26 protein-coding genes are annotated in these 26830 nt (G+C 69.2%); 11 read left to right on the plus strand and 15 right to left on the minus strand.

Annotated elements, in window-relative coordinates; translation table 11 throughout:
* The first annotated feature begins 159 nt into the window (after window positions 1-159).
* Complete coding sequence (locus L6E10_RS18400) at window positions 160-1503, plus strand: GGDEF domain-containing protein (protein ID WP_236220717.1); 1344 nt, start codon at window positions 160-162, stop codon at window positions 1501-1503.
* 454 nt (window positions 1504-1957) lie between these two features.
* Here the strand turns inward: L6E10_RS18400 and L6E10_RS18405 are convergent, their stop codons facing one another.
* The 7 genes from L6E10_RS18405 to L6E10_RS18435 all read right to left on the minus strand — a co-directional run bounded on the left by L6E10_RS18405 (window position 1958) and on the right by L6E10_RS18435 (window position 9020).
* Entirely contained in the window at window positions 1958-2773 is an 816-nt protein-coding gene (locus L6E10_RS18405; protein WP_236220718.1) for a metal ABC transporter permease, read from the minus strand.
* On the minus strand, window positions 2770-3561 hold the full coding sequence (locus L6E10_RS18410) for a metal ABC transporter ATP-binding protein (protein ID WP_090097522.1): 792 nt from the start codon (window positions 3559-3561) through the stop codon (window positions 2770-2772). Before L6E10_RS18410 ends, L6E10_RS18405 begins: the two co-directional genes overlap by 4 nt.
* Complete coding sequence (locus L6E10_RS18415; protein ID WP_236220719.1) at window positions 3558-4511, minus strand: metal ABC transporter solute-binding protein, Zn/Mn family; 954 nt, start codon at window positions 4509-4511, stop codon at window positions 3558-3560. Before L6E10_RS18415 ends, L6E10_RS18410 begins: the two co-directional genes overlap by 4 nt.
* A 98-nt stretch (window positions 4512-4609) precedes the next feature.
* The gene (locus L6E10_RS18420) at window positions 4610-5704 is read right to left on the minus strand and encodes an ABC transporter ATP-binding protein (protein ID WP_236220720.1); all 1095 of its coding nucleotides are present in this window, start codon (window positions 5702-5704) and stop codon (window positions 4610-4612) included.
* Window positions 5705-5890: 186 nt separating this feature from the next.
* The gene (locus L6E10_RS18425) at window positions 5891-6787 is read right to left on the minus strand and encodes a sugar ABC transporter permease (RefSeq protein WP_236220721.1); all 897 of its coding nucleotides are present in this window, start codon (window positions 6785-6787) and stop codon (window positions 5891-5893) included.
* Window position 6788: 1 nt separating this feature from the next.
* The gene (locus tag L6E10_RS18430) at window positions 6789-7706 is read right to left on the minus strand and encodes a carbohydrate ABC transporter permease (RefSeq protein WP_374236925.1); all 918 of its coding nucleotides are present in this window, start codon (window positions 7704-7706) and stop codon (window positions 6789-6791) included.
* Between the two features lie 54 nt (window positions 7707-7760).
* On the minus strand, window positions 7761-9020 hold the full coding sequence (locus L6E10_RS18435) for an extracellular solute-binding protein (RefSeq protein ID WP_236220722.1): 1260 nt from the start codon (window positions 9018-9020) through the stop codon (window positions 7761-7763).
* A 222-nt stretch (window positions 9021-9242) separates the two neighbouring features.
* Between L6E10_RS18435 and L6E10_RS18440 the strand changes: the two genes are divergently transcribed.
* Both L6E10_RS18440 and L6E10_RS18445 read left to right on the plus strand, forming a co-directional pair.
* Complete coding sequence (locus L6E10_RS18440; RefSeq protein ID WP_236220723.1) at window positions 9243-10280, plus strand: LacI family DNA-binding transcriptional regulator; 1038 nt, start codon at window positions 9243-9245, stop codon at window positions 10278-10280.
* 134 nt (window positions 10281-10414) lie between these two features.
* Entirely contained in the window at window positions 10415-11518 is a 1104-nt protein-coding gene (locus L6E10_RS18445; RefSeq protein ID WP_236220724.1) for a LacI family DNA-binding transcriptional regulator, read from the plus strand.
* Here the strand turns inward: L6E10_RS18445 and L6E10_RS18450 are convergent, their stop codons facing one another.
* A complete protein-coding gene (locus L6E10_RS18450; protein WP_236220725.1) occupies window positions 11519-12187 on the minus strand; it encodes a hypothetical protein in 669 nt (222 codons plus the stop codon).
* A 154-nt stretch (window positions 12188-12341) separates the two neighbouring features.
* Here L6E10_RS18450 and L6E10_RS18455 point away from each other — a divergent pair, with 154 nt between their 5' ends.
* From L6E10_RS18455 to L6E10_RS18465, 3 genes are read left to right on the plus strand one after another with little or no spacing between them, the layout of a single operon-like run.
* Window positions 12342-12854, plus strand: coding sequence for a carbonic anhydrase (locus L6E10_RS18455; RefSeq protein ID WP_236220726.1), 513 nt, complete (start codon window positions 12342-12344; stop codon window positions 12852-12854).
* A gap of 60 nt (window positions 12855-12914) precedes the next feature.
* Entirely contained in the window at window positions 12915-13784 is an 870-nt protein-coding gene (locus L6E10_RS18460; RefSeq protein ID WP_236220727.1) for an A/G-specific adenine glycosylase, read from the plus strand.
* Entirely contained in the window at window positions 13785-14294 is a 510-nt protein-coding gene (locus tag L6E10_RS18465) for a 2'-5' RNA ligase family protein (protein WP_236220728.1), read from the plus strand.
* Here L6E10_RS18465 and L6E10_RS18470 read toward each other — a convergent pair.
* Window positions 14243-14989, minus strand: a complete 747-nt coding sequence (locus L6E10_RS18470) for an alpha/beta fold hydrolase (RefSeq protein ID WP_236220729.1) — start codon at window positions 14987-14989, stop codon at window positions 14243-14245. The genes L6E10_RS18465 and L6E10_RS18470 overlap by 52 nt on opposite strands.
* A gap of 15 nt (window positions 14990-15004) precedes the next feature.
* Between L6E10_RS18470 and L6E10_RS18475 the strand changes: the two genes are divergently transcribed.
* Genes L6E10_RS18475 through L6E10_RS18485 form a run of 3 tightly spaced genes read left to right on the plus strand, consistent with a single transcriptional unit; the run spans window position 15005 to window position 17569 of the window.
* Window positions 15005-16453: a M1 family metallopeptidase gene (locus L6E10_RS18475; RefSeq protein WP_236220730.1), complete on the plus strand. Its 1449-nt coding sequence runs from the start codon at window positions 15005-15007 to the stop codon at window positions 16451-16453.
* 10 nt (window positions 16454-16463) lie between these two features.
* Entirely contained in the window at window positions 16464-16775 is a 312-nt protein-coding gene (locus L6E10_RS18480) for an antibiotic biosynthesis monooxygenase (protein WP_236220731.1), read from the plus strand.
* Entirely contained in the window at window positions 16775-17569 is a 795-nt protein-coding gene (locus L6E10_RS18485) for a Sir2 family NAD-dependent protein deacetylase (protein WP_236221119.1), read from the plus strand. The genes L6E10_RS18480 and L6E10_RS18485 overlap by 1 nt, the downstream gene beginning before the upstream one ends.
* Here the strand turns inward: L6E10_RS18485 and L6E10_RS18490 are convergent.
* Entirely contained in the window at window positions 17541-18515 is a 975-nt protein-coding gene (locus L6E10_RS18490; protein WP_236220732.1) for an endonuclease/exonuclease/phosphatase family protein, read from the minus strand. The genes L6E10_RS18485 and L6E10_RS18490 overlap by 29 nt on opposite strands.
* A gap of 142 nt (window positions 18516-18657) precedes the next feature.
* On the opposite strand from L6E10_RS18490, the gene L6E10_RS18495 reads away from it, so the two are divergent.
* Window positions 18658-19290, plus strand: a complete 633-nt coding sequence (locus L6E10_RS18495) for a hypothetical protein (RefSeq protein ID WP_236220733.1) — start codon at window positions 18658-18660, stop codon at window positions 19288-19290.
* A gap of 368 nt (window positions 19291-19658) precedes the next feature.
* On the opposite strand, the gene L6E10_RS18500 is transcribed toward L6E10_RS18495, so the two are convergent.
* The 5 genes from L6E10_RS18500 to L6E10_RS18520 form a co-directional block, all read right to left on the minus strand.
* The gene (locus tag L6E10_RS18500) at window positions 19659-20531 is read right to left on the minus strand and encodes a hypothetical protein (RefSeq protein ID WP_236220734.1); all 873 of its coding nucleotides are present in this window, start codon (window positions 20529-20531) and stop codon (window positions 19659-19661) included.
* 2 nt (window positions 20532-20533) lie between these two features.
* Window positions 20534-21658: a WXG100 family type VII secretion target gene (locus L6E10_RS18505; protein ID WP_236220735.1), complete on the minus strand. Its 1125-nt coding sequence runs from the start codon at window positions 21656-21658 to the stop codon at window positions 20534-20536.
* Between the two features lie 7 nt (window positions 21659-21665).
* Window positions 21666-21980, minus strand: a complete 315-nt coding sequence (locus tag L6E10_RS18510; protein WP_236220736.1) for a WXG100 family type VII secretion target — start codon at window positions 21978-21980, stop codon at window positions 21666-21668.
* A complete protein-coding gene (locus L6E10_RS18515) occupies window positions 21977-22585 on the minus strand; it encodes a YbaB/EbfC family nucleoid-associated protein (protein ID WP_236220737.1) in 609 nt (202 codons plus the stop codon). The genes L6E10_RS18510 and L6E10_RS18515 overlap by 4 nt, the downstream gene beginning before the upstream one ends.
* A gap of 266 nt (window positions 22586-22851) precedes the next feature.
* Complete coding sequence (locus L6E10_RS18520; RefSeq protein ID WP_236220738.1) at window positions 22852-25413, minus strand: ATP-dependent Clp protease ATP-binding subunit; 2562 nt, start codon at window positions 25411-25413, stop codon at window positions 22852-22854.
* Between the two features lie 321 nt (window positions 25414-25734).
* Here L6E10_RS18520 and L6E10_RS18525 point away from each other — a divergent pair, with 321 nt between their 5' ends.
* The gene (locus L6E10_RS18525; RefSeq protein WP_236220739.1) at window positions 25735-26532 is read left to right on the plus strand and encodes a (2Fe-2S)-binding protein; all 798 of its coding nucleotides are present in this window, start codon (window positions 25735-25737) and stop codon (window positions 26530-26532) included.
* The last annotated feature ends 298 nt before the right edge of the window (window positions 26533-26830 follow it).

Here is a 26830-nt window from a genome sequence, read left to right on the forward strand (position 1 = left end):
TTTGCTCATGGTGTTCCATGAGCGTAGGGGGTCGTGGTGAAGAACAGTTTGACTGATCGCGGGCGATCGCGGGCACTCGGCTTGACTCCGATTCGCAACTGGGACCTCTGGACCGTTGCACCCAGTGCGATCGCTTACTTTTTCGTGCTCGAAGCGGCCGTGGCAGTGGCCTCCATCTGGCTCCTGACGAAGCTCACCGCGGTGTCCCCCACGGACTGGCTCCGCTTCGGCGCGCTCATCGCCGCCATCACGATCCACCTGACCGTCGTCCGCAGAGCGGAAGAGGCCCGGCGCAACGAGGCCTCCGGTCCCCACATCGACCTGACCTCGGTCTGGACCTTCGCCGCGGCCGTCGCGCTCCCCGGTGGCCTGGCGGTGATCGCCACGATCTGGATGCGCATCCTGATCCAGCCCATCGCCCGCCGCCAGCCGTACAGATTCGTCTTCGGCACCGCCTCCATGCTCGCCTCGACGCTGCTCTCGTGGGCCCTCGTCCACCTCACCGGCGTCTCCCTGGCGGCCACCGGGAACATCCCCACGGACCTGAGCCTGGTATTGGTCCTCGCAATAGCAGCGGTCCTCTACTGGTTCGTCCAGGTGATGACCGTCGCCGCGGCGTTCAAGATCGTCACCCCGAACTCGAAGGTCCTCGACTTCCTGGGTTCCAAGGTCGACAACATGCTCGAGATGAGCACCCTCGGCGCCGGCGCGATGCTCGGCATGCTCATGACGAGCCACTGGGTCGGCCCGCTGCTGCTGGTCGTCCCGGTCATCCTCGTGAACGCCCTGCTCTCCCGGGCGGGCGAGCGGAGGACACACCTCGAACGCCTGCTGCGCGAACAGGAACAGCTGCACCAGCGCCTGGCGGCCGACGCCCACACCGACTACCGGACGGGCCTGCTGAACACCAACGGCCTGGCCGAGTACGCGGGCCGCCTGGCAGAGCGCTGCCGCCTGGACGGCGAGCCGATGACCGTCCTGGTCATCGACCTCGACCACTTCAAGCGCATCAACGACACCTGGGGCCACCCGGCGGGCAACGCGGTCCTGGCCGAGGTGGGCAGGATCCTCCGCGAGAAGCTCCGCCCGGGCGACGTGGCGGGCCGGGACGGCGGCGAGGAGTTCGTCGTGGCCCTGAAGGCCACCCCGGTCGCCCAGGGCGTCACGATCGCCGAACGCATCCGCGAGGCCATCGGCTCCCTGGCCGTCCCGACGACCGACAAGCACCGCAACGTGGTGACGCTCTACGGCCGCGAGATCCAGCCGCCGGAACCGGAGGGCGAGTCGCTGCAGGCGATCTCGGCCTCCATCGGCGTGGCCGTGATCCCGGACAACGGCCCGGACGTGGCCACGGCCCAGCACTCAGCGGACGCCGCGCTCTACAAGGCTAAGGAGAACGGCCGCAACCAGGTCCGGGTGGCGGGCCTCGACATCCCGCCACGCCTGATGCCCGCTCCGCGCCAGGACGACGTGACGAAGCCGATCACGTCCCGCACCGCCTGACTCGCTCGTGCGCGCCTGACGCAGGCTCGCGCAGGGGTCCCCCGCGTTCAAGGGTCCCCCGCGACCCACCGTACTCAGCGGGTCTGACAGTGGGTTGACCAGCGGAAACGGATCGCCGCCACGGGTGACGCCCGCGACGCCGAAGGCGAGCCGTCGGATTCAGCGCGCCGTCGCACGCAGACCACCGCGACGCCGAAGGCGAGCCGTCAAACCCAGCGCGCCACCACACCCAAATCACCGCGACGCCGAAGGCGAGCCGTCCTTCCAAGACACCTCGGGTGCGGCTCGCTCCGGCCCGGCTCGTGACGAAGCCACCCCATCAACGCAAGCACCAACGCAACCGCAAGCCGCCCAACGCACCAGGCGTGCCATCAACCCACAACCGGCGCCGGCCCAGGCTTCGGATCAGATCGGCGGGGTCCGAGGCAGAGCCCTGAGCAGTAGAACAAGCAACTCAAACAGCCCGCCGCTGCAAAGCCCCAACCCCGCGACAAACCAGATAAATCACAAAGCTGACCCCGGTGACCAATGCGGACACCGGCAACCCGGGCTGCAACGACAACAAAATTCCACCCACCGCGGCAATTTCGGCGAAAACCACCGACAACACGGTCGCTCGCAACGGCGAAGCCGTCACCCGCATCGCGGCGGCGGCAGGTGTGATCATCAGGGCCAGCACCAGCAGTGCCCCGACGACCTGTACCGACAGGGCCGTGGCAACGCCGACCAGCACGGCGAACACAATGGACAACCCGCGCACCGGCACCCCGCGCGAGACAGCCACATCGGGGTCGACGGAAGCGAAGAACAACGGCCGCCAGATCAGCGCCAGCACGGCCAGCACGGCGACGGACGACACGACCAGCAGGTCCAGGTCCGTCGAGTCCACACCGACGATCTGTCCGGTCAGCAGCCCGAACTTGTTGGCGGAGCGTCCCTTGTAGAGCGCGAGCATCAGGATGCCCATGCCGAGCCCGAACGCGAGGATCGCCCCGATCACCGAGTCCCGGTCGCTTTCCCTCCGGGACAGCACGCCGAGCAGCACCGCGGCGATGATCGACCCGGCGAGCGCGCCATAGCCGACGCCTATGCCGAGCAGGAGCGCCGCCGCACCGCCGGTGAAGGCGAGCTCGCTGGTGCCGTGCACGGCGAACGCCATCTTGCGGGTCACGATGAACGGGCCGAGCACGCCGGCGACGAGGCCCAGCACGGCGGCCGCGATCAGGGCGGTCTGCACGAACTCCAGTTCGAGGAGGTCGAAGAGCGTCACGAAGCGGCCTCCGCCGACAGGTGGTGCGTCTGCTCCTCGCAGGCGCCGGCGCCGACGACCAGGATCTGGTCGCGCACCCGCACGACCTCGACCGGCGTGCGGTACAGCTCGGACAGCGTCCGCGAGTTCATGACCTCTTCCGGCGTGCCCACCCGGAACCGGCCGCCCACGAGGTACAGGACGCGGTCCACCAGGGGCAGCACGGGGTTCAGCTCGTGCGTCACGAAGAGCACGGCCGTGTCGGCTTCACGGCGGCGCTTGTCGATCAGCTCCGAGACCACCCGCTGGTTCGCGAGGTCGAGCGAGAGCAGCGGTTCGTCGCACAGCATCACCGTCGGGTCGCCGACGAGTGCCTGGGCGACGCGCAGCCGTTGCTGCTCGCCGCCGGACAGCAGGCCGATCGGCGAGTCCGCGTACCGCTCGGCGTCGACGGACGCGATGGCCGCGTCGACGCGGATGCGGCGCTCGCGGCGGTTGCGCAGCCCGAGACCCCACCGGTGGCCGTCGAGGCCGAGGCCGACGAGGTCGCGGCCGCGCAGCGTCATGGACTGGTCGAGCGCTCGCTGCTGCGGGATGTACCCGATGGCGTTGTTGCCCCCGGCGATCGAGACCGAGCCCGACGACAGCGGCTGCAGGCCGAGCAGCACGCGCATCAGGCTGGTCTTGCCGGAGCCGTTCGGTCCGAGGACCGCGAGGAACTCACCGGGCTCGACGTCGAGGTCGAGCCCGTCCCACAACACCCTGTCCCCGTAGGACAGCCGGGCCCCGCGCAGCGAGATCGCGGTCATGCCTTGAGCGCCTGCGACAGCGCGTCCACCTGCTTGCTCATCCAGTCAAGGTAGCCGGTCGTGCCTTCGGGCAGCGTCTCGGTGACCACGACGACCGGGATGCCCGCCGCCTTGGCCTTCTCCACGACCTGCTTGGTGACCTGGTTCTCGGTCTGGGTGTTCTCCAGCAGCACGTTGACCTGCTTGCCGTCGACGAGCTGGTTCATCTCGGCGAGGGCCGCGGCCGGGACGTCCGACTCCTCCTCGATGGCCTTGCTGAACGCCTCGGGCGTCACGTCCTGCGCGCCGGACGCGTCGACGAGGTAGTGCGCGATCGGCTCGGTCGCGGCGATCTTCTTGCCGGCGCCGATGCCCTCGACCTTCTTCTCCAGCTCCTCGAGCTTCGCGGTGAAGTCGGCGGCGTTCTTCTCGAACGCGGCCTTCTTGTCCGGCGCGATCGCGGCGAGCTCCGTCGCGGCCGCCTCGGCCACGGCACCGACGGTGTGCAGGTCGTACCAGACGTGCTCGTTCTCGCCGTGCTCGTGGTCGTGGCCGTCGCCTGCCGGGGCCTCGCTGGTGGGCGTCTGGCTCGCGGGGGCCTCGCTGCTGCCCGGCTCGGCGTGGCCGTGGTCGCGCAGCGGGAACGCCTCGACCTTCTTCGTGGCGTCGCTGGTGATCAGCTTCGCGAAGAAGTCGTCGTAGCCGCCGCCGTTGAACACGACCAGCTTGGCGTCCTTGACCAGCGCGGCGTCGGCGGGCTTGCTCTCGTAGGAGTGCGGGTCGGCGCTCGGGTCGTCCAGCAGCGCCTTGACCTCGACGTCGTCGCCGCCGACGGCCTTGACGACGCTGCCCCACACGTTGGTGGAGGCGACGACCTGGATCTTGCCGCTGTCGGAAGACGGCGTGGAGGTGCCACAGGCGGCCAGGCTCACGACGGCGAGAGTGCCGACCAGAGCGTTGCGGAGAGTCATCACGCCGTCCCTCGATCAGGTAATGGAAACCGTTGTCGAGTTCAGTTTACGACACGAAAAAGCCCCCGACGGTCACGCCGGGGGCTTTCACCTGTGACTCACGCCTCCAGGCGCTCGCCCGATTCGGGGTGGAACAGGTGGATCTCGCTGTGGTCGCGGACGGCGACCTTGACGTGCTGGCCCAGGGTCGGCGGCGTGCGGCCGTCGACGCGGACGACGAAGCGCTGCGACGAGTCACCGATCTTCACCGCGCCGTGCACGAGCGCGTCGGCGCCGAGCTCCTCGACCAGCTCGACGGTCATCTCCATGCCCTCCTCGCCCGACGGCACGATGCCGAGCGCCTCGGGACGGATGCCGAAGGTGACCTCGTCCAGGCCACCCGCGGCGGCGATCGCGTCACGCGAGAGCGGCACGATGACGCCGTCGAGCTTCGCGCCCTCCGACGTGATCGGCACGGTCTTGAGGTTCATGGCCGGCGAGCCGATGAAGCCCGCGACGAACGCGTTCGCCGGGCGGTCGTACAGCGCGCGAGGCGTGTCGCACTGCTGCAGCAGGCCGTCCTTGAGCACCGCGACGCGGTGGCCCATCGTCATGGCCTCGACCTGGTCGTGCGTGACGTAGATCGTGGTGGTGCCGAGGCGCTGCTGGAGGGCGGCGATGTTCGCACGCGTCTCGACGCGCAGCTTGGCGTCCAGGTTGGACAGCGGCTCGTCCATGAGGAACACGGAGGGCTCGCGGACGATGGCGCGACCCATCGCGACGCGCTGGCGCTGACCACCGGAGAGCGCCTTCGGCTTGCGCTCCAGGTACTTGGTGAGGTCGAGCATCTTGGCGGCCTCTTCGACCTTCGCCTTGATCTCGGTCTTCGCCACGCCGCGCAGCTTGAGCGCGAAGCCCATGTTCTCCGCGACGGTCATGTGCGGGTAGAGCGCGTAGGACTGGAACACCATGGCGATGTCCCGGCCCTTCGGCGGCACGTTGGTGACGTCCTTGCCACCGATGTGGATGGCGCCCTCGTCGATGTCCTCGAGGCCCGCGAGCATGCGCAGCGCGGTCGACTTGCCCGAACCGGACGGACCGACCAGCACCAGGAACTCGCCGTCCGCGACCTCCAGGGACAGCTCGTCGACAGCGCGAACCGGCGGGTTGCCGGAGAACACGCGCGACGCCTTGACGTAGGACACCTCTGCCATGTGACGCACCTTTCACCTTGTCTGGGCGCGACGTTATGTGTTGCAAGCGCTTACGTGAACAGACGAAAGCGCTTACGTTCCTCGGATTCGCAACGTAAGCGCTTTCGTTCGACCAAGGGACGGGAGCGCTCTCACGCGTCGAGGCCGCCCCGCGGAGCGGAACGGCCTCGTGACGGAGCCCGCGGACTACCCCTTGACCGCGCCGGACGCGAGTCCCTGCACCAGGAACCGCTGCACCAGGTAGAACACCGCGATCGCGGGGATCGCGACCAGGATGGACGCGGCGGCGAGGTGCCCCCACTCCGTCCGGTTCTGCTGCACGAACACCTGCAGGCCGACGGCCAGCGTCTTCGACTCGTCCGCGGCGGACAGGAACGCCGACGCGAACGCCACCTCGCCCCAGGCCGTCAGGAACGCGTAGAACGACGTGACCGCGAGACCGGGCTTGGCCAGCGGCATGATCAGCCGCCAGAACACGCCGAACGGCGACAGCCCGTCCACGCGGCCGGCCTCGTCGATGTCGGCCGGCACGGTGTCGAAGTAGCCCTTGAGCATGTAGGTGCAGAACGGCACCGCGGTCGTGCAGTAGACCAGCACCAGGCCGATCGACGACCCGTTCAGGCCGAGCGCGATCAGGATGTTGTAGAGCGGCACGATCAGCACCGCGAACGGGAACATCTGCACCAGCAGGAACGACATCATCAGGCCGCGCTTGCCGGGGAACCGGAACCGCGAGGCCGCGTACCCGGCGGTGGCCGAGATGAAGACGCCGAGCACGGTCGTCATCAGCGCGATCAGCACCGAGTTGCCGAACCAGGCGAGGAAGTCGCCCTTCTCGCCGGACAGCACGCGGGTGTAGTTGTCCAAAGAGGACTCGTTGAACAGCTTCGGCGTCGGCTCGACGGCCCGCGCGTCCGGCTTCAGGGACGTGATGAACACCCAGAAGACCGGGAACACCGCGATGGCCGACGCGCCGATCAGGGCGGCGTGCAGGGCGATCGACGCGCCCTTGGACCGGTCCGTGCGGCGCAACCGGCGGTCGGTGGCCTTGACCACCTGGAGAGACGAAGCATCGAGCGTCACGTCACCACACCTCGCCCTGCTTGCGCAGCGCCCGCCGGTAGATCGTGGCGAACACCAACAACACCGAAAGGATCAGCACGCCGTAGGTCGACGCGACGGCGTAGTCGCGCGACGCGCCGGAGAAGAAGCGCTCGAACGCGTAGGTGACCAGGATCCGGGCGTTCGGGTTCGGGCCCGCGATCAGGTAGATCACCGGGAACATGTTGAACGTCCAGATGATGCCCAGCAGGACCACGGTCGACGACACGGAGCGCAGGCCCGGCAGCGTCACGTGCCGGAACCGCTGCCAAGGGGTGGCGCCGTCCACCTCGGCCGCCTCGTAGAGGTCGCCGGGGATCGACTGCAGGCCGCCGAGGAGCGCCACCATCATGAACGGCACGCCGAGCCAGGTGTTCACGATGATCACCGACACCAGCGCCCAGTTCGACTGGCCGAGCCACACCGGGTCCGGCAGGCCGACCGAGCGCAGCAACTGGTTGATGATCCCGTACTGCGCGTTGAACATGTACTTCCACGCGAACGCGCTGATGAACGCGGGCACGGCCCACGGCAGGATCAGCAGCACGCGGTAGAACGCGCGGCCGCGCACCTGGCGGTTCAGCAGCATCGCGAGGCCGAGACCGATGGTGTAGTGGAAGAACACGCACGAGAACGTCCAGATCAACGTGCGGACGAGCGTGCTCCAGAACGCGCCGTACGACTCGCCACCGGACAGCACGTTGAGGTAGTTCTTGAACCCCACCACGTCGTAGCCGGCCGGCCGGTCGAGGTTCGGGTTGGCGATGTTGCCCTCGTTGATGTTCGTGAAGGTGAAGAACACGCCCTGTGCGAGCGGGTAGAGCACCAACACCGCGATGACCACCACGACCGGCAGCACCATCGCATACGCGTACCAGTACCTGTCCAGGAACCGACGCACCGAGACTCCCCTCAGGCGAACGGCCGGGGCGCGAACCCCGGCCGTCCATCACAATCAGCCGATCGAGTACTCGGTGACGACCTTCTCCTTGTACGCCTTCGCGACGTCGTCAAGGGCGGCCTTGGCGTCCTTCTTGCCGGCCAGGAAGTCGGCGTAGCCGATCTTCAGCGGGTCGAACAGCTCGCCGCCCTCGGGGATCCACGGACGCTCGTGCGCGGTCTTGGTGACCGGCTCGAACGCGGTGACGACGGCGTTCGACTTGACGTCGGCGTTCTGGTACGCCGACTTGCGGGTCGGCAGCAGGCCGAGCTCCTTGGCGATGGTGGCCTGCGACTCGACCGACGCCATGCACTGGATGAACTTGATCGACGACTGCTTCGCCTTGGTGCCCTGGCGGATCACGTAGTCGTGGCCACCGACCGGCGCGCTGCCCTTGCCCGCGGACGGGCCGGGGACGGGCGCGATGCCGAGGTTGGCCGGGTCGCTGAACGCGGCGCCCTTGAGGTAGTCGGCGACGGCCCACGGACCGTTGACGACCATCGCGGCCTCACCGGACGAGAACGCGGCCTGCATGTTCGAGTACGAGTTCGTCGCGTCGAGCGCCGTGGTGGCGGCCTTCGCGTCGATCAGGCCCTTCGCGGTCTCCAGCGCCTTCACGTTCTGCGGGGAGTTCACGACGATCTTCTTGGCCGACGCGTCGACCAGGTCGCCGCCCTCGCCGTAGATGAACGGCAGCGCGTAGTACGCGTCGTTGTTGAGGAAGAAGGACTTCTCGCCACCCAGCTTGGCGGCGGCGGCCTTGAGCTCGTCCCACGTCTTCGGCGGCTCGACGCCGGCGTCGGCGAGCTTCTTCTTGTTGTAGAGCAGCGCGAGGGAGTCGGTCACCTGCGGCACCGCGTAGGTCTTGCCCTCGTACTTCGTGGAGCCCAGCGGGGCCTCGAGGAAGTCGGAGGTGTCCTTGGCGAGGTCGGTGTCGGACAGGTCGGCGACGTAGCCCAGCTTCGCGAGCTGCGGCACCCACGCGACCTCGGACCGGAAGACGTCGGGACCCTGACCACCCTGGGCGGCGGTCTTGTAGTTGTTGAGCGCGCCGTCGAACGCCTGCGTCTCGACCTTGACCTTGTAGCCGTCCTTGGTGGCACAGCCTTCGGCGATCTTCTTGAACACGGGGCTCTCGTTGGGACCACTGGTGTCCCAGAAGGTCACCTCGCCCGAGTCGGATCCGCTGTTGCTGCCCGATCCGCCGCTTCCGCAGGCGGTGAGCACGAGGGCGACACCCGTCGCCATGGCGGTCACGAGGGTTGTCCGTCGCATCGTTGCTGCCGTTCCCTCCAGCTGGGCCCCATCTCCCGGTGAGATGAGGGGTCTTGCAAGTTTTTGCGAGAATGTTGCGGGCGATTTCACTACCCGAACCATGGTCAGGTCAAGACGTCGACCGTAACCAAGCCGTAACGGCGCTGTCCCGGAAACGCTCGTTGCAAAATTTTTCCGAACGCGGCAGGCTTGCGCCGTACCTGATGTGAGCTGGGAGGCAACGTGTCCGGACTGTCCGAGATCGCCAGGGCAGCCGGGGTGTCCATCTCCACCGTGAGCCGTGTTCTCAACAGGCGCGCGGGTGTGAACGAAGAGACCAGGCAGCGCGTGCTGTCGGTGCTCGCGGAGATGCCGTACACCCCGCGCGGCCTCGGTGCGCTGCAACGCACCGGCGTGATCGGCCTGCTCGTGCCGGAGCTGTCGAACCCGGTCTTCCCCGCGTTCGCCGAAGCCCTGGAGACGCGGGCCGCCCGCCTCGGCTACTCGTCGCTGCTGTGCAACACGCGCAGCGGCGCCCCGATGGGCGAGGAGGAGTACGTCCGGATGCTCCTGGCCCGCGGCGTCGAGGGCATGGTGTTCGTGTCACCGGAGATCACCAACGTCGAGGTGCCGCTCGGCCAGGCGCCGCGCCCGAGCTACTACGCGAAGCTCGTGGCGGACGGCGTCCACATGGTCTTCCTCAACGGCGCCACGCCCGCGCTGGACGTGCCCGACGTGACGGTGGACGAGCAGCTCGCGGGTTACATGGCCACCAAGCACCTGATCGAACTGGGCCACGAGCGGATCGGGTTCGTCTCGGGTCCCGCGCGGTCGCTGCCGTCGCGCCTGAAGCGCGCCGGGTGGGCCGCCGCGCTGGAGGAGAACCACCTGCCGGCGGGCTCGGAGTACGTCGCGCACGCGCCGTTCAGCGCGGAGGGCGGCGGCCAGGCCGTGGCCCAGCTGCTCGACACGGTGACGCCGACCGCGGTGATCTGCTCGTCGGACCACATGGCGCTCGGCGTCATGCGCGAAGCACACCAGAGGGGGATCTCGGTACCCGACGAACTGTCCGTCGTCGGGTTCGACGACATCCCCTTGGCCGCCTACTCCTCGCCCGCTTTGACGACTCTCGCGCAGCCGATCGAGGAGATGGCGGCGGCCGCGATCGACGAGCTCGTGCTGCGCCTCGACCCGGATCGCCGCAGGCAGGGCACCGACAACTACACCCGCGTGTTCCGGCCGCGGCTCGTCGTGAGGGAATCGTCCGCGCCGTCGAAGTGAGACGACCTGTTCACCTAAATGGTCTGGACCAAATTCTGAACAAGGCAGATGGGTCAACCTGCGTTGATGCGTCATTGGAGGGACACAGGTCACCCTGACTTCACGAATTGGTTCTGAACCGTTACGGTCCTTTCATGGCGCGGTCGATGCATGTGCGACGTCCGGCGACGCTGGCCTCCCTGGCCGCTGAGCTGGGCGTTTCCCGGACAACGGTGTCCAACGCGTACAACCGGCCCGACCAGCTCTCCCCCGAGCTGCGTCGGCGGGTGTTGGACACGGCCCGAAGGCTGGGTTATCCCGGCCCGGATCCTGTGGCGCGCTCGTTGCGCACGCGCAAGGCCGGGGCGGTGGGCCTGTTGCTCACCGAGAACCTCTCCTACGCGTTCCGCGACCCGGCCGCGATCGGGTTCCTGGAGGGCCTCGCACTGGCGTGCGAGGACGCCGGGACCGGTCTGCTGCTGGTGCCCGCGAACCCCGAGCGCGAGGACGTCGCGTCCGTGCACCGCGCGGGCGTCGACGGCTTCGTCGTCTACTCGGTCCCGGACGACGACCCGCACCTCGCCGCCGTGCTGGAGCGTCCGGTGCCGACCGTCGTCTGCGACCAGCCGGACCTCGGCACCGTGGACCGCGTCGGCATCGACGACCGCGGGGCGATGTACGAGCTCGCCCAGCACCTGATCGGGCTGGGCCACCGCCGCATCGGCGTCGTGTGCATGCGTCTGGCGCGTGACCGCAACGACGGCTTCGTGACGCCGGACCGCCAGCACGCCGCGCACTTCCACGTGCAGCGCAACCGCCTGTCCGGCCTCGCCGAGGCGTTCAGCGAGGCGGGCGTCGACTGGTCCCAGGTGCCCGTGGTCGAGCGCTTCGACCACAACATGGCCTCCGGCGCGTCCGGCGCGGCCCAGGTCCTCGACCGCGACCCGCAGGTCACCGCGCTGATCTGCACCTCGGACGTGCTGGCGCTCGGCGCCATGACCGAGGCGGCCCGCCGCGGTCTGCGCGTGCCGCACGACATCTCGGTCACCGGGTTCGACGGCATCCGCGCCGGCGAGGAGGCCGGGCTCACGACGGTCCGCCAGCCGGTGCTCGAGAAGGGCAGGGCGGCGGGCAAGCTGCTGCTCGACGCGAACGAGCGCTCGCGGCCGCGGTCGGTGAACCTCGCGACGGAGCTGATCATCGGCAAGACGTCGGGGGCACCGCGCGGCGGTGCCGAGGAGCGCTGGTTCGGTCCGTGATCAGTTCTGGAGCCTGAACACCACGGGTGAGCTGGCCTTCCCGGCCAGCTTCGCCACCAGCAGGTAGTCGCCGGGCCCCACTCGCGTGTGGGCCCCGCACCCCGGCCGTGAGGTCGAGCCCGCCCACTTCGTGCCGTAGTTGAAGAGTTCCTTCGGCTGCAGGACGCGCACCTCGGTGCCGACCGCCGACAGGCAGTGGTTGCTCGACCACAGCACGGTCGCGCCGTCCGCGGTGAGCACCGTCAGCTCGCGGTGCTGGCGCCCGATGTCCCTGATGCACGGCACCGGCCCGTTGTTGACGATGTCCATGGACAGTCCCGGCTGGTCACCGACGGTGTGGAGCGGCTTGTCGACCTTCGCCACGACCCCGATCACGTCGTCCGGGCACGCCTGAGGCGGTCCGGGAGGCGGGGGCGGCGGCCCGGCCTCGCTCGGCGAGGGCACCGGCGTGGTGGACGAGGACGACGCGGCCGGGCTCTCGGACGAGCTCGGCGGCGGGTTCGAGGCCGACGCCGCGGCCGCGTTCGTCGGCTGGGCCGTCCCGCCGTCGGAGCCGAACATCGCGATGATCCAGATGACGAGCAGGAGCGTGACCAGGGCCGCCCCGATCGCGGCGATGCGGCGGCGCCAGTACACCGTGGAGGACAGCGGACCCGTGGGCTCGATCACGGCCCGAACGTAGCTCGACCGGCCCGCATCCAGTCGGAGGCGAGCATCGCTCGATCCGGTGAACGTGATATTGGGCGGAACCCCTTGTGAACGTGTGCTAACTCCGGTTCCAATCGACGCGGGGGTCCGCCGGTAGGCCATGGAGGTGTGTCACATGACCGCGATCGACGAACTGCTCAAGCGGAACTACGAGCTCGGGAACGTGGTTCCCGGAGATCGTTCGTCCGCGAAGCCGTCCCTGCAGGTGGCAATTCTGACCTGCATGGACTCGCGCATCCGGGTGTTCGAGATCTTCGGGTTGAAGCAGGGTGAGGCGCACGTGCTGCGCAACGCGGGTGGTGTCGTCACCGACGACATGGTCCGGTCGCTGGCGCTCAGCCAGCGCAAGCTGGGCACGCGCGAGGTCCTCCTCGTGCACCACACCAACTGCGGCCTCGAGATGGTCACCGAGGACGACTTCAAGGACGAGCTGGAGGCCGAGACCGGCCTGCGCCCGACCTGGGCCGTCGAGGCGTTCAAGGTCGTGGAGCAGAGCGTGCGCGGGTCGATGGCGCGGCTGCGGCGCAGCCCGTTCATCCCCCACACCGACAAGATCCGCGGGTTCGTCTACGACGTGCACACCGGGGAGCTGCGCGAGGTCGACGCGGCGGAGACCGCGGCCGCCTAGGCTTCGACGCTTCGAGGGCCCCCTTCGGGGGGCCTTTTCGTTGCGCGACAATGGTGGGCGATGAATCCCGAGTTGCTGCTGGGCTGGTGGGACACCGCGGCCCGCGACCTGCCGTGGCGCCGTCCCGACTGCACCGCCTGGGGTGTGCTGGTCAGCGAGATCATGCTGCAGCAGACGCCCGTCTCCCGCGTGGAGCCCATCTGGCACGAGTGGCTGGCGCGCTGGCCCGTGCCGTCCGCGATGGCCGCCTCCTCGCAGGGCGAGGTCCTGCGCATGTGGGGCAAGCTCGGCTACCCGCGCCGTGCCATGCGGCTGCACGAGGCCGCCACCGCGATCGCCCGCGACCACGGCGACGTGGTGCCGTCCGACGTCGAGACGCTGGAGTCGCTGCCGGGCATCGGCAGCTACACGGCTCGTGCGGTGGCCACGTTCGCGTACGGCAAGAAGTGCGCAGTCGTGGACACGAACGTCCGCCGCGTCGTAGCGCGCGCTGTGCACGGCGCCGGTGACGCCGGTCCGCCGTCGACCAAGCGCGACCTGCGCGACGTCGAGGCGATCCTGCCCTCGTCGCAGCAGGACGCGGCGGTGTTCTCGGCGGCGTTGATGGAGCTCGGCGCGTTGATCTGCACGGCCAGGAACCAGAAGTGCGCCGACTGCCCGTTGTTCACCGAGTGCGCGTGGCAGCTGGCCGGCCGTCCCGCCTACGCGGGGCCGGAGAAGAAGGTGCAGAAGTTCGCCGGCACCGACCGCCAGGTGCGCGGCAAGCTGCTGGACGTGCTGCGGGGCGCTCCCGGACCGGTGCCGAAGATGCAGCTCGACATCGTGTGGAACGACATCACGCAGCGGGAGAAGTGCCTGGTCTCGTTGCTCGACGACGGGCTCGTCGAGGTGACGCGGGACGGACTGTTCGCACTGCCCGGGGAGCACTGAGTGCACGCGCTGGTGGCGTTCTTCGACGACGAGGCGGACAAACGCGTCCGTGAGCTGCAGCAACGCGTCGGAGCGAAGCACAGGTACCCGCCGCACCTCACCTACGCCGTAGCGGGCACGATCGGTCCCAAGGTCCGCAAGGAGCTGCGCGAAGACCTCGAACGGCTGTGGCTGCCGGACCTCTACCTGCACACGCTCAGCACGTTCTCCACCTCCGAGAACGTGCTGATGCTCGGCGCCGTCGTGGACACCGAACTGCTGGCGGTCCACTCGGCCATCCACGACGTGCTGGCGAGCAAGGTCAAGAACCCGAGCGCCTACTACCTGCCGGGCAACTGGGTCCCCCACTGCACGCTCGTCCACGACGTCGGCGACGAGGCGGTGAAAGCCGCGTTCGCCGCCGTCTTCCCGGTCGAGCCGATCCGCGCGAAGGTCCGCGAGGTGTCGATCGTCGACACTCAGACCGGCGAGATCGACGTGCTCAAGAAGGCCTCCACGGCGCCGCGGTAGACCCACGGCGCGCTGTCGTGCACGACGTGACCAGCCTCCTCGACGTAGAGGTACTGGCCTCCGGAACGTCGTGCCGCCTCGGCCATCTGTCCTGGTAGCTGCCCGCCGCGACCGGCTTCGACCACGAGCGACGGGCACCGCACGGCGTCGATGAAGTCCCAGTACGCCCGCGTGCCCCAGTGCGCCGCGATCTCGTAGAGGTCGTCCATCTCGGCGATCAGGTGCCAGCCGTCGGAGCGTTCCTCGAAGTAGTCGCAGAACAGCTCGGCGCCGAAGTACGACCGGATGTGGCCCAGCGACTCGAAGGGCACCGGCCAGGCGTCGAAGAGCCACTTCCACTCGTCGGTGGTCCGGCCCCTGTTGTCCGGGGCGAAGTCCTCGACCACAATCGCGCTGACCAGGTCCGGCCGGGTCGCCGCGAGACACCACGCGTGCAGCCCGCCCATGGAGTGCCCCACCACCACGGCGGGACCGAGACCGAGCTCCTCGATCGCCCGCGCGGCGTCGTCGACGAAGTCCTCGGTGCGGAACGGCCCCCGCCGCGGGTTCCGGCCGTGCCCGCGCTGGTCGATCGCGACCACGCGGCCGAACGGCCTGAGCCACTGCGCGACCGGCCACCACGCGGTGGCCCTGCTCATCAGGCCGTGCAGGAGCAGCACGCCCTGACCCGTTCCGCCGAACTCGACCACCGACACGGGGATGATTAACGCATGAAGGCCCGCCCGTACCTGATCGCCCTGGTCCTGATCGTGCTCGTCGCAGGTCTGCTCGTCGTGTTCAGAACGCCGGGCGACGACCCCGCGAAGCAGCGGGAGACGTCGCCGCAGGCGGCGGTCGAGGCCGGGGCGGGTGCGGGCGACGCGTACTACCCGACGGACGGCAACAGCGGTTACGACGTCACGCTCTACGACCTCGCGATCAGCTACGACCCCGGGTCCAAGCGGCTCGACGGCGTCGCCTCGATCACCGCGACCGCCTCGCAGGACCTGTCGCGCTTCAACCTCGACCTCGAAGGCCTGCGGGTCAGCGAGGTGGAGGTCGGCGACCGGCCCGCGAAGTTCGCGCAGGAGGGCGACCACGAGCTGGTGATCACGCCGTCCGCGCCCCTCGCGAAGGGCAGGCCGTTCACCACCGTCGTCACCTACGGCGGCGAGCCGACGACGATCGACGACGCCTCGCTGGGCCGCAGCGGCTGGCAGATCTCGTCGACCGGCGGAGCGTTCGCCGCAGGTCAGCCGCACTCCGCGACGACGTGGTTCCCGGCCAACGACACGCCGCGCGACAAGGCGGCGCTGAAGGTCTCGGCCCGTGTCCCCGACGGCTGGACGGCGATCTCGAACGGCCTGGAGGGCCCCGTGGCGCGCGACGGCGGCTGGACGACCTTCACCTGGTCCGAGGAGACACCGCTCGCGACGTACCTGGCCACCGTCGCCATCGACAAGTTCGAGGTCGTGCGCTCGAAGCTGCCGAACGGCACACCCGTGGTCGACGCGTACGCGCCCGGCACGTCCGGTGCGAAGAAGCCGATCCAGTCGCGGGGGCCGGAGGTCCTCGCGTTTCTGGAGACGAAGTTCGGGCCGTACCCGCAGCGCGCGGCCGGCAGCATCTGGGTGGCCGACCAGATCGGGTTCTCGCTCGAGACCCAGACCCGGCCGATCTACGCGGCGTGGGCGGACCTGGAGACGGTCGTGCACGAGAACGCCCACCAGTGGTTCGGCGACTCGGTGTCGATCGAGAACTGGGCGGACATCTGCCTGAACGAGTGCCTCGCGTCCTACGCGCAGTGGCTGTGGCTGGAGAAGGAGGGCACGGACCTCGACCAGCGCTACCGCGACAGCGTCGAGCAGCGGCGCGGCAGGGCGTCGTTCTGGGCGCCGAAGCTCTACGACATGGGCAAGGGCAACGAGTTCCGCGGCGTCTACGACAAGGGCCTGATGGGCATGCACGCGCTGCGCAAGCAGGTCGGTGACGACGTCTTCTTCCAGGCCCTGCGGTCGTGGGCGTCCCAGCACCGCGACGGCAACGCCTCGTGGCCCGAGTTCGAGGAGCACTTCGAGCAGGCCTCCGGGCAGCCGCTGGACGGGTTCTTCAAGGCGTGGTTCCGCGACTCGGGCATCCCGGAGGAGCAGTACCTGCTGCCTGTCGGAGTGCGCCGCTAGTGTGGGTGGCATGGCAGTCGTGAAGATCAACGCGATCAAGGTCCCCGAGGGCAGCGGCCCCGAGCTCGAGAAGCGGTTCGCCGCCCGTCTCGGCGCCGTCGACGACCAGCCGGGCTTCCTCGGCTTCGAGCTCCTGCGCCCCGTGTCCGGCGACGACCGCTACTTCGTCGTCACGCACTGGGAGACGCACGAGGACTTCGTCGCCTGGCGCGACGGCCAGGCCGGTGCCGCGGCGCACTCCGGTGAGCGGGCCAAGCCCGTCGCCTCGGGCGCCGACCTGCTGGAGTTCGAGGTCGTGCTGGGCAGCAAGCCCAAGCAGTGATCGACGAGGCCTACGACAGAGCCGCCGAGCTGATCACCGGCGCGGACGCCGTCCTCGTCTGCGCCGGTGCCGGCATCGGGGTCGACTCCGGGCTGCCCGACTTCCGCGGCACCGAGGGGTTCTGGCGGGCGTACCCGCCGTACGAGCGGCTCGGGCTGAAGTTCGAGGAGATCGCCGACCCGGTGCACTTCGCCGACGACCCCGCGCTGGCGTGGGGTTTCTACGGCCACCGGCTCGCCCTGTACCGCGCGACGGTGCCGCACGAGGGTTTCGCGGTGCTGCGGTCGTGGGGCGCGCGGGTGTTCACGTCCAACGTGGACGGTCAGTTCCAGAAGGCCGGCATCGCGGACGTCGCCGAGGTCCACGGGTCGATCCACCACGCCCAGTGCGTGGAGCCGTGCACGGACGAGATCTGGGAGTGCTCGTTCGACGTGGAGGTCGATCCTGTCTCGATGCGCGCTGTGGGCGAGCTGCCGTCGTGCCCGTCGTGCGGTGGCCTGGCCAGGCCCAACATCCTGATGTTCGGCGACTGGGGCTGGGTGCCGCACCGCAGCCAGGCGCAGCTGGACGCGTTGGCGCAATGGCGTCGTGCGCACCGCGACCTGGTCGTGGTCGAGATCGGCGCCGGCACCGCCGTGCCGACCGTGCGGCGTCAGGCCGAGCTGGCGAGCGCGGCTTCCGGGGCGTTGATCCGCATCAACACGCGCGAACCCGCGGTCCGGCACGGCCGGGGCGTGTCGCTGCCGGTGGGGGCGTTGGAGGCCCTCACCGCCCTGGCACGACGAACTGCGTGACGACGGCCCGGTGGTCGCTGCCGGGCACGTCGAACACGTCCACCGTGTCGACGAGGACCTTCGAGTCCACCAGCACGTGGTCGATGGTGACCGGCGGCGGCCAGAACCCGCTGCCGCTCGGCCAGGTGTGGATCAGCCCCTTGCCCACCTGGTCGGCCGCGTCCACGTAGCCCTTGTTCAGCAGCCGCGTCATGCCGACGTGGTCGAGGGTCGCGTTGAAGTCGCCGGCGAGCACCCTGATCGCCCCGGTCGAGTCGGGTGAGGGCAGCCCGGCCAACTCCCGCTGCCACGCCTCCGGCCCGGCGGTGACCACGGGCGGCAACGGGTGCACCGAGACGACCTCGATGTCCCTGCCCGGCAGGTCCACGAGCGCGCCGGCCTGCTGCAACGTGCCCGGCGGCGTCAGGTTCCGCCGCGAGAGCGGGAACCGCGACGCGATGCCGCTGCCCGACCCGCCCGGTTCGTCGAGGAACACCCGGTTCGGCAGCACCTGGTCCAGCCCGGCGCGTTCGAGGTCGCGCACCATCTCCGGCGTCAGCTCCTGCAACGCCAGGATGTCGATGTCGCGCGCGCGGACCTGCCGCACGACGAACTCCGCGTCCGCGATCCCCACGAGCAGGTTCGAGCTCATCAGCCTGACCTGCTGCCCCACCCCGTTGGGCCGCGGGTCCGGGAACGCCCGCGGCGCCACGTTGGCGACGAGCACGACGCCCACCAGCGTCATGGTCAGCCCGACGACCCACCGCCGGCGGAACAGCGCGAACAACCCGACCAGCAGGCCCGCGACCGTGATGTACGGGGTCAACGACGTCGTCGCGATCATGTACCGCGTCCCGTCGATGCCCAGCAGCCTGACCAGCGCCGCCGTGACGAACGCCATCGCGCACACGACCAGCAGGAACGTGGCGAACCCGCTCCGCGGCGGCTTCACCTCGGTGGTCACCACGCCGTGCAGTGTCGCCGAACCGTCGTCAGTCTCCCGTGTGGTCCCCACGATCAGGAGACGGCCGACGAGGGTGTTCCGTTGCCCGCCGAAACTGTCAGACCCCTCCGCCACACTGAACCCAACCGACCTCAGGGGGACCGCAGTGGGTGCCAAGGACTGGATGCTCTTCTACGCGTCGGACGACGTCAGCAAGGTGCTGCGCTCGTCACAGCAGATCGACCGGGAGGCCACCGCGGCCTTCGTGCAGCGCCTCCACCCGTCGCACGACATCCGCCCGATCGCCGACGGCAGCCTCGACCACGCCAACCCACCGGACGGCGAGGTCTACGCCGCCGTCCTCCCGGGCCTGTCGATCATCTGCACCGCCGACGCCGCCCTGGACGACCCCAGGGGCCTGGACGAGCGCTTCCACCGCGAAGCCGCCGGCCGAACCCTCTACTCGCACGCCATGCACAGCGTCGTCGACTTCTTCGCCTACGCCATCTGGGAGCCCGACGGCACCCTGCGCCGGGCGTTCAGCCTCTCCCCGGACAGCGGCGTGATCGCCGACGTGGGCACACCCCTGCCGTTCGAGGAGAAGTACCTCGCGGGCGACCCGGAGTTCCTCGCGTACCTCGACGAGGACGACGACTACCCGTTCCGCTTCCACCCGCTGTCGCTGGCCGAGGCAGCCCTGCGCGCGTTGTTCGGCTTCAACTACGAGGGCGAGTGGCACGACGACGACCCGGACCTGGAGAAGATCGTGCTGGCGGGCTACGCCGTGACGCCGCGCTGACTCAGACGGCCGCCGCCGGGTGGACGTGCTCGGGGATCACCGCGTACGCGAACCCGACCTCCACGGTCAGCCGCAGGTACCGCGTCCTGAGCCGGCAGACCGTCCTGCCGGCTCAGCAGCCACTCGTGGGTCCAGGTTGCGCCGGGCAGCGGCAACATCCACGCCGCTCACGTTCCACAGTCGACGGCGGCCCAGTCGCCCATGCCCCGAACCGGACCGGCCGGAGGACCTTGACCGGCGCCAGCCGGACCGTGTCCGCCTGGATCCGGTGCTCGTGCTCGCACTCCACGGCGTCGCCACCCGCCGACGCCTTGCGCGCTGAGCGCTGGTCTGTCCCGCCCAGCACCCGCGCCACCGGCGCGTGCGGCTCAGACGGCCGCCGCCGGGTGCCTGGGCCGCGCACCCGGCATCCGGTCGAGCAGCCCGCAGATCATGTCGACCACGGCCATCAGGCCCGCTTGATCGATGTGGTGGTCCATGACGATGTAGACGACCCCAGCCTCGAACGTCAGGCGCATCGAACGGGCCTGCGGCGGCAGGTGCTCCTCGTGGTCGATCAGCCAGTGCAGCGCGTCGAAGTTCATGTCCCTGACCACCGCGGAGGGGTCACTTCCCCAGACGAAGAACTCCTGGTCCATGGGCGACGGGAGCTGCACGCGCTGCCACGCCGCCTGACGGCTCCGCACCGTCGCGGGCGGCTCGGACAGCCAGCTATCCCACAGCTTCTCGAAGTCCGCGAACGGGATCGGCCGACCGTCGTCGGTGTACTTCTTCGGCCGGGCCATCCGCATCGGTGCCATGGGCGCCGTGGCCACCTCGACGCGGTGCTCCTGCTCCCAGCGCACGCCGTAACCGGTGTACGCCGCGATCCGCACCGCTGCCTCGGTCACGCGGACGTGCCAGTCGCCCCGCCGGAAGTCCATGGCGATGTCCCACTGGGGCTTGGACCGCCGGAGCCACTTGCCTTTCAGCACCGTGTCGTAGGCACTGCCGTCGCTCTTCACCGGCTCCAGGAAGCCGGCCGACCAGGCCGCGGTGTCACCCTGCTCAGGACTGATCACCGTTCCGCCGAGCCTGGCGGCCAACGGGTTCAGCGCGCTGATCTGCTCGGCCTGGGCGGCCCGGTGGGAGCGGAACTGCCACCAGCGCCGCACGAGGGTGACCACGACGGCACCGGCGATCATGGTCAGGAAGATCGGGTCGGTCAGCAGGTCCAGCAGACCCTTGATGAGCTTGTCCATGATCAGATGTCCAGGTATCCCTTGATCTGGTGCTTCGAGTAGTCGGTCTCGGTCTCGCGTGCCGCGGCCGCCTGCTCTTGGAGGGACCGGTTGCGCAGCCCCTTCTCGTTCCGGGGGTCGACCTGCGCGGCCGCCTCGAGGCCGAACGCTTCACCCATCGACTTCCAGAAGCCCTGGTTCATGCGCTCGCCGACGATGCCCTGCGAGCCGTCCTTCTTGTCACCCCAGCTCTTGAACAGTCCCTTGTTCTCCGGCAGTGCGCGCCGGCGGTCCGCCTCGGCGACGTTGGCCCTCTTGTCCGCCATGGCCTTCTTCATGCCGGCGCCGAGGTTCTTCGTGCGGGTCACCAGGTTGCGCAGGAACTGCATGATCTTGCCGAGGAAGGCCTTGAGCCTCGCGATGATGCGCGACACCCGGCTCGCGGTGGTGGCGGCCCGCACGCCGGTCACGGCACCTGCCGCGGCGGTCGACGAGCCGCAGCTCGGCACGGCGGCCGCGAGGGCCGGGATCCAGATCATCGCCAGCCAGATGATGAACTCGGTCAGGATCGCCTTGAGGAGGTCCTCGATGACCTGCATGATCATCGAGGACATCAGGAGCAGGTCGGAGAGCTCACCGGCCTGTCCGATGACGCCGTCGATGCCGCTGGCGAACTCGCCGAGCCTCGTGGCCGCCGCGTCCGCTGTCTCGCCACCCCAGCTCTGCACCGAGCTCGTCAGGTCGCTCGTGAACCCTTCCTTCAGCTTGGTGAGGCCCTCCGCGAGCTTGCCGAAGTTCTCGCCCGCCTGCTGCAGGGCGGGGCCGTCGCCGCTGACGAAGTGGATCGCGTCTTCCAGTGGTTCGCAGATGCTCATGAGGAAGCTCAGGCCCTGGTTGACGAGCCAGCCGATCGGGTCCGTCGCGATCTGGGCCGCCTCGCTGAACGAGCTGATCAACGCGCTGCCCTCGGAAGCCAGCGCGGCGATTCCGCCGGGGTCTCCGACGTTTCCCGCTGCCTCCATGGCCTTCATGAAGCTGCCGGCGAACGGCGCGGCTTCGAGCGCCTTTTCCCCGGTGGACTTCTCCTCGACCTCGAGCGTGCCCTCTTTGCCGCTCAGGCCTGGAACGGTGAGATCCGGTTCGGTCACGGCCGCGCTACCCCCGCTCGACGTGGATGCCGTCGAGGATCTGCTTCAGCGCCTCTTCCTGCTGCGCATAACCCTCTGCGGTGTCGCGGAACTTGTCGGCACCGGACTGGAGGCCGTCCTGCATGGCCTGCATCGTCTCCTTGAGGTCTCCGAGCATTTGCGTGTACTGGTCCTTCACGAAGATCCCGACCACGCCCCAGGACTTGTCGCCGACGTCGGCCAGGGCGACCAGTTCGGCGATCCTGCTCGCGGTGCTGTGGTGGCCGTCGAGCTTGCCCGCGAACGTCCGCAGCTCCTCCGGGCTGACGCTGAACCCGCTCACCGGCCGTCCTCGTCGTCGTAGAGGTTCAGGAACTTGCCGTCCTGCTTGGGCGGCGCGGCGGGCGGCTGCGGTGACCTGTCGTTCCAGCTGTTGCCGCGCATGATGTTCTGGTCGCCGAAGTCGTCCGGCTGCTCGAGGGCGGGCCTGCGCGGCGGGGCCGGCGGACGGGCCTGCTGCGGACCGGGTTGGGGCACGGGCGGCGCGGGCGGCATCGGCGGGCGTGGGGGCGCCGGAGGTGGCGTGGGTGCGGTCTCGTCGGACCTGACGGCGCGGAGTTCCTCTTTGGACATGCCGAAGAGCTGCGACTGGGTTTCGAGGACCTGCTCGGAGAGCTTCATGTCGTCGCCGATCGCGCCCTCGACGATGCCTGCCTGGCGGCGGGCGGCTTCGGCGACGGCCTGTTGCAGGACCGTCATCAGCTCGGCGGCCAGTGCGGGGGCCGGCCTGCGCATGGCGAGGTCGGTGAGCCTGATGGCCTTGATGCTGCCGGACGGGCCTGCAACGACGGTCACGGCGCGGTCGGCCGAGGTGGCCACCGCTTCCATCTCGGACAGCTGTTGCTGCATCTCGCCGATGTTGGCGAACTGCTGGTCAACGCGCTGCATCCGTGACTGGAACTGCTCGAACTGAGCTACCAGTTGTTCGAACGCGGCCGACGGCACTGGGACCTCCTCCTGGGACAACCCGTCCGCGCAAGACCACGCGGAGCGGGCGCCATAGTGGCAGGTCGGGTTTCACGTGCGCCGTGGAACGGGCGAATCTGTGTGGCCGCGTGACGCGCGCAACGCCTCACTCGCGGCGCCTACGCGGGTGGGCGCACGAGAACGGCCCCCGGGCCGGAGCCTGGGGGCCGTTCTCGGTACTGCCTAGATCACTCGGACTCGGTGGCCGGAGCGTCCTGCTGCTCGGCGGCCGCGGAGGCGGTGAGGTCGACCGGCGGGGCGTCCGGCACGCGGTTCGGCTTGGCCTCGCCGCGGAACACGAACTTCGCCTTGTCGTGCTGGTCGGACTCGCCGTCCCAGCCCTCGACGTCGGTGATGATGATCTGGCCCGGCTGGATCTCGCCGAACAGGATCTTCTCCGACAGGGCGTCCTCGATCTCGCGCTGGATCGTGCGGCGCAGCGGGCGGGCGCCCAGCACCGGGTCGAAGCCGCGCTTGGCCAGCAGGGACTTCGCCCTGTCGGTCAGCTCGAGGGCCATGTCCTTGTTCTTCAGCTGCGTCTCGACGCGGGCGATCATCAGGTCCACCATCTTGATGATCTCGTCCTGGGTGAGCTGGTGGAAGACGATGATGTCGTCGATGCGGTTGAGGAACTCGGGGCGGAAGTGCTTCTTCAGCTCGTCGTTGACCTTGTTCTTCATGCGCTCGTAGTTGGACGCGGTGTCCTGACCCGAGGTGAAGCCGAGGCCGACGGCCTTGCTGATGTCCGACGTGCCCAGGTTCGACGTGAAGATGATGACGGTGTTCTTGAAGTCCACCGTCCGGCCCTGACCGTCGGTCAGGCGGCCGTCCTCCAGCACCTGGAGCAGCGTGTTGTAGACCTCGTTGTGCGCCTTCTCGATCTCGTCGAAGAGCACGACGGAGAACGGCTTGCGGCGCACCTTCTCGGTGAGCTGGCCGCCCTCTTCGTAGCCGACGTAACCGGGAGGGGCACCGAAGAGCCGCGACGCCGTGTAGCGGTCGTGGAACTCGCCCATGTCGATCTGGATGAGCGCGTCGTCCTCGCCGAACAGGAAGTTCGCGAGCGCCTTCGAGAGCTCGGTCTTACCGACACCGGACGGGCCGGCGAAGATGAACGAGCCGGAGGGGCGCTTCGGGTCCTTCAGGCCGGCGCGGGTGCGGCGGATCGCCTGCGACACGGCCTTGACCGCGTCGACCTGGCCGATGATCCGCTTGTGCAGCTCGTCCTCCATGCGGAGCAGACGCGAGGTCTCCTCCTCGGTGAGCTTGAACACCGGGATGCCGGTCCAGTTGGCGAGGACCTCGGCGATCTGCTCGTCGTCGACCTCCGCGACGACGTCCAGGTCACCGTCCTTCCACTGCTTCTCCCGCTCGGCCTTCTGGCCCAGGAGCTGCTTCTCCGCGTCACGCAGCTTCGCCGCGCGCTCGAAGTCCTGCGCGTCGATCGCGGACTCCTTGTCGCGACGCACGTCCGCGATCTTCTCGTCGAACTCGCGCAGGTCCGGCGGCGCGGTCATCCGGCGGATGCGCATGCGCGCACCGGCCTCGTCGATGAGGTCGATCGCCTTGTCCGGCAGGAACCGGTCGTTGATGTACCGGTCGGCCAGCGTGGCGGCGGCCACGAGCGCGGAGTCGGTGATCGAGACGCGGTGGTGCGCCTCGTACCGGTCGCGCAGGCCCTTGAGGATCTCGATGGTGTGCTCGAGCGACGGCTCGCCCACCTGGATCGGCTGGAAGCGGCGCTCCAGCGCGGGGTCCTTCTCGACGTGCTTGCGGTACTCGTCGAGCGTGGTGGCACCGATCGTCTGCAGCTCGCCACGGGCCAGCATCGGCTTGAGGATCGACGCGGCGTCGATCGCGCCCTCGGCGGCACCCGCACCGACGAGCGTGTGGATCTCGTCGATGAACAGGATGATGTCGCCGCGCGTGCGGATCTCCTTGAGGACCTTCTTCAGGCGCTCTTCGAAGTCACCGCGGTAACGCGAGCCCGCGACCAGCGAGCCGAGGTCGAGCGTGTAGAGCTGCTTGTCCTTGAGCGTCTCGGGCACCTCGCCCTTGACGACCATCTGCGCCAGGCCCTCGACGACGGCGGTCTTGCCGACGCCGGGCTCGCCGATGAGGACCGGGTTGTTCTTGGTGCGGCGGGACAGCACCTGCATGACCCGCTCGATCTCCTTGGTGCGCCCGATCACCGGGTCGAGCTTGCCCTCGCGGGCCGAGGCCGTGAGGTTGCGCCCGAACTGGTCGAGCACCAGGGAGGAGGACGGCGTGCCCTCGCCACGACCCGGCGACTCCGACGCGCCCTTCTCCGTCGAGTAGCCGGACAGCAGCTGCAGCACCTGCTGCCGCACCCTGTTCAGGTCGGCGCCGAGCTTCACGAGGACCTGGGCCGCGACGCCCTCGCCCTCGCGGATCAGGCCGAGCAGGATGTGCTCGGTGCCGATGTAGTTGTGGCCGAGCTGAAGCGCCTCGCGCAGCGAGAGCTCCAGGACCTTCTTCGCACGTGGGGTGAAGGGGATGTGTCCGCTGGGGGCCTGCTGGCCCTGGCCGATGATCTCCTCGACCTGCTGGCGGACGCCTTCCAGCGCAATCCCCAACGACTCGAGCGCCTTGGCGGCGACACCTTCACCCTCGTGGATCAGACCCAGGAGGATGTGCTCGGTGCCGATGTAGTTGTGGTTGAGCATCCTCGCCTCTTCTTGGGCAAGAACAACCACCCGCCTCGCGCGGTCGGTGAACCTTTCGAACATTCGCACTCCCTGACTGCTGCGTCGGCGGTCCTCGGCTCCACCGATCTACCCTGGTGAGCGCGGCACCGTGACTCCACTGTAGTGGGCGGTACCGAGGCCTGTGGTTCCCGTCAGCGGACCATCGCGTCCGGGGAACGTTGACATCAGCATCAACGCAGGTCGGGAGCAACGGATTCCACAGATCGGGCGATGTCCGCTGAGCGCGAACAACCCACCGCCGAGCGACGCGGCTGTGACCGGGGCCACCTGAAGAGGCATAAATCCGGTGATCGTGGGTAAGGTTAGGCAAGCCTCATGTACCCATGAGATTGGACTTGCGCCTTGACCGTACCTGCGAGGGTCTCACAGCAGAACCCGAGTGCGCTCACGCCGCTGGCCGAGTCCGTCGCCCGCCTGCGGGTCGGCTCCGAGATCAGGTTCGGGATGCCGTCCGAGGACTGGACGATCTGCTCGGACCTGCTGGCGGAGCCCTCGCGCTTCGACCTGTGGCGCAAGGACCTGTCCGAGTGGATGGTCGAGCAGTACGGCGAGTCCGACGACAGGGCGACCGCCGGCTACGTCATGGGCTGGTACCTGCACCAGCCCGGCTACCTGGCGGGCCTGCTCTTCCACACCGCCCGCCGCGTCCCGTCCCTCAAGCCGAGCGACATGGCGTTCCGCATCAACACCGAGGGCCGCCCCCACCCGGACGGCATCGCGCTGTTCTGCGACGAGTTCGCGTGCCTCCCGGACGACCCGGCCTCGAACCACCCGGCGGCCACGGTCGTGGCCGACGAGGCAGCCCTCGCCGCCGTCCTGCGAGCCCGCTACGCGGCCCACGCCGCCCAGTTCGTGGCCTCCTTCGGCCAGGTGGTCCGCTTCGGCCGCCGCACCCTCTGGGCAGCAGCGACCGACATGCTGGAATACGGCCCCTGGGCAGCGGGCCGCATGTTCGGCGACGAGAACGCGGGCGTCACCGACGCGGCGATGATCCTCCCCGAGAAGCTGGCCCCGTTCGTCGCCGCTTCCTCACTGCACTTCACCGACGAGGGCTGGAAGCGCAAGCGCAACAGCTGCTGCTTCCACTACGTCCTGCCGAACGCGGAGCCGTGCACGGCCTGCCCGCGCACCTGCAACTGACCGCAGGCTGACGCAGGGGTCCCCTCGCTTTCAGCGCCCCCCGCGACCCAACGTACCGAGCAGGTCTGACACTGCCGCGAGGCCGCGAGGCCGCAAGACCGCGACAACAGCCGACGCGGGGTCGAACCGCCGCGACGCCGGAGGCGAGCCGACCCGAGCCGGACTCCCAGCGAGGCCGAAGGCGAGCCGTAGCGACGGCGAAGCCGAGCCGCTTTTGCTTTTGGCTTTTCAGGCGGCCTCGCCGGTGGGGTATCCCGTCACGAGTCGCGCCACAGCCCTCGCTGCATGCCTGGAGGGG

The organism is Lentzea sp. CC55 (assembly GCF_021056325.1).
Taxonomy (GTDB): Bacteria; Actinomycetota; Actinomycetes; order Mycobacteriales; family Pseudonocardiaceae; genus Lentzea; species Lentzea jiangxiensis.

Coding starts and splice junctions, on each gene's coding strand:
- L6E10_RS18410 (WP_090097522.1), bottom strand. CDS start 3,561: ATGACCGCGATCTCGCTGCGCGGGGCCCGGCTGTCCTACGGGGACAGG.
- L6E10_RS18415 (WP_236220719.1), bottom strand. CDS start 4,511: ATGACTCTCCGCAACGCTCTGGTCGGCACTCTCGCCGTCGTGAGCCTG.
- L6E10_RS18420 (WP_236220720.1), bottom strand. CDS start 5,704: ATGGCAGAGGTGTCCTACGTCAAGGCGTCGCGCGTGTTCTCCGGCAAC.
- L6E10_RS18435 (WP_236220722.1), bottom strand. CDS start 9,020: ATGCGACGGACAACCCTCGTGACCGCCATGGCGACGGGTGTCGCCCTC.
- L6E10_RS18445 (WP_236220724.1), top strand. CDS start 10,415: ATGGCGCGGTCGATGCATGTGCGACGTCCGGCGACGCTGGCCTCCCTG.
- L6E10_RS18455 (WP_236220726.1), top strand. CDS start 12,342: ATGACCGCGATCGACGAACTGCTCAAGCGGAACTACGAGCTCGGGAAC.
- L6E10_RS18460 (WP_236220727.1), top strand. CDS start 12,915: ATGAATCCCGAGTTGCTGCTGGGCTGGTGGGACACCGCGGCCCGCGAC.
- L6E10_RS18475 (WP_236220730.1), top strand. CDS start 15,005: ATGAAGGCCCGCCCGTACCTGATCGCCCTGGTCCTGATCGTGCTCGTC.
- L6E10_RS18480 (WP_236220731.1), top strand. CDS start 16,464: ATGGCAGTCGTGAAGATCAACGCGATCAAGGTCCCCGAGGGCAGCGGC.
- L6E10_RS18500 (WP_236220734.1), bottom strand. CDS start 20,531: ATGGACAAGCTCATCAAGGGTCTGCTGGACCTGCTGACCGACCCGATC.
- L6E10_RS18515 (WP_236220737.1), bottom strand. CDS start 22,585: ATGCAGCGCGTTGACCAGCAGTTCGCCAACATCGGCGAGATGCAGCAA.
- L6E10_RS18520 (WP_236220738.1), bottom strand. CDS start 25,413: ATGTTCGAAAGGTTCACCGACCGCGCGAGGCGGGTGGTTGTTCTTGCC.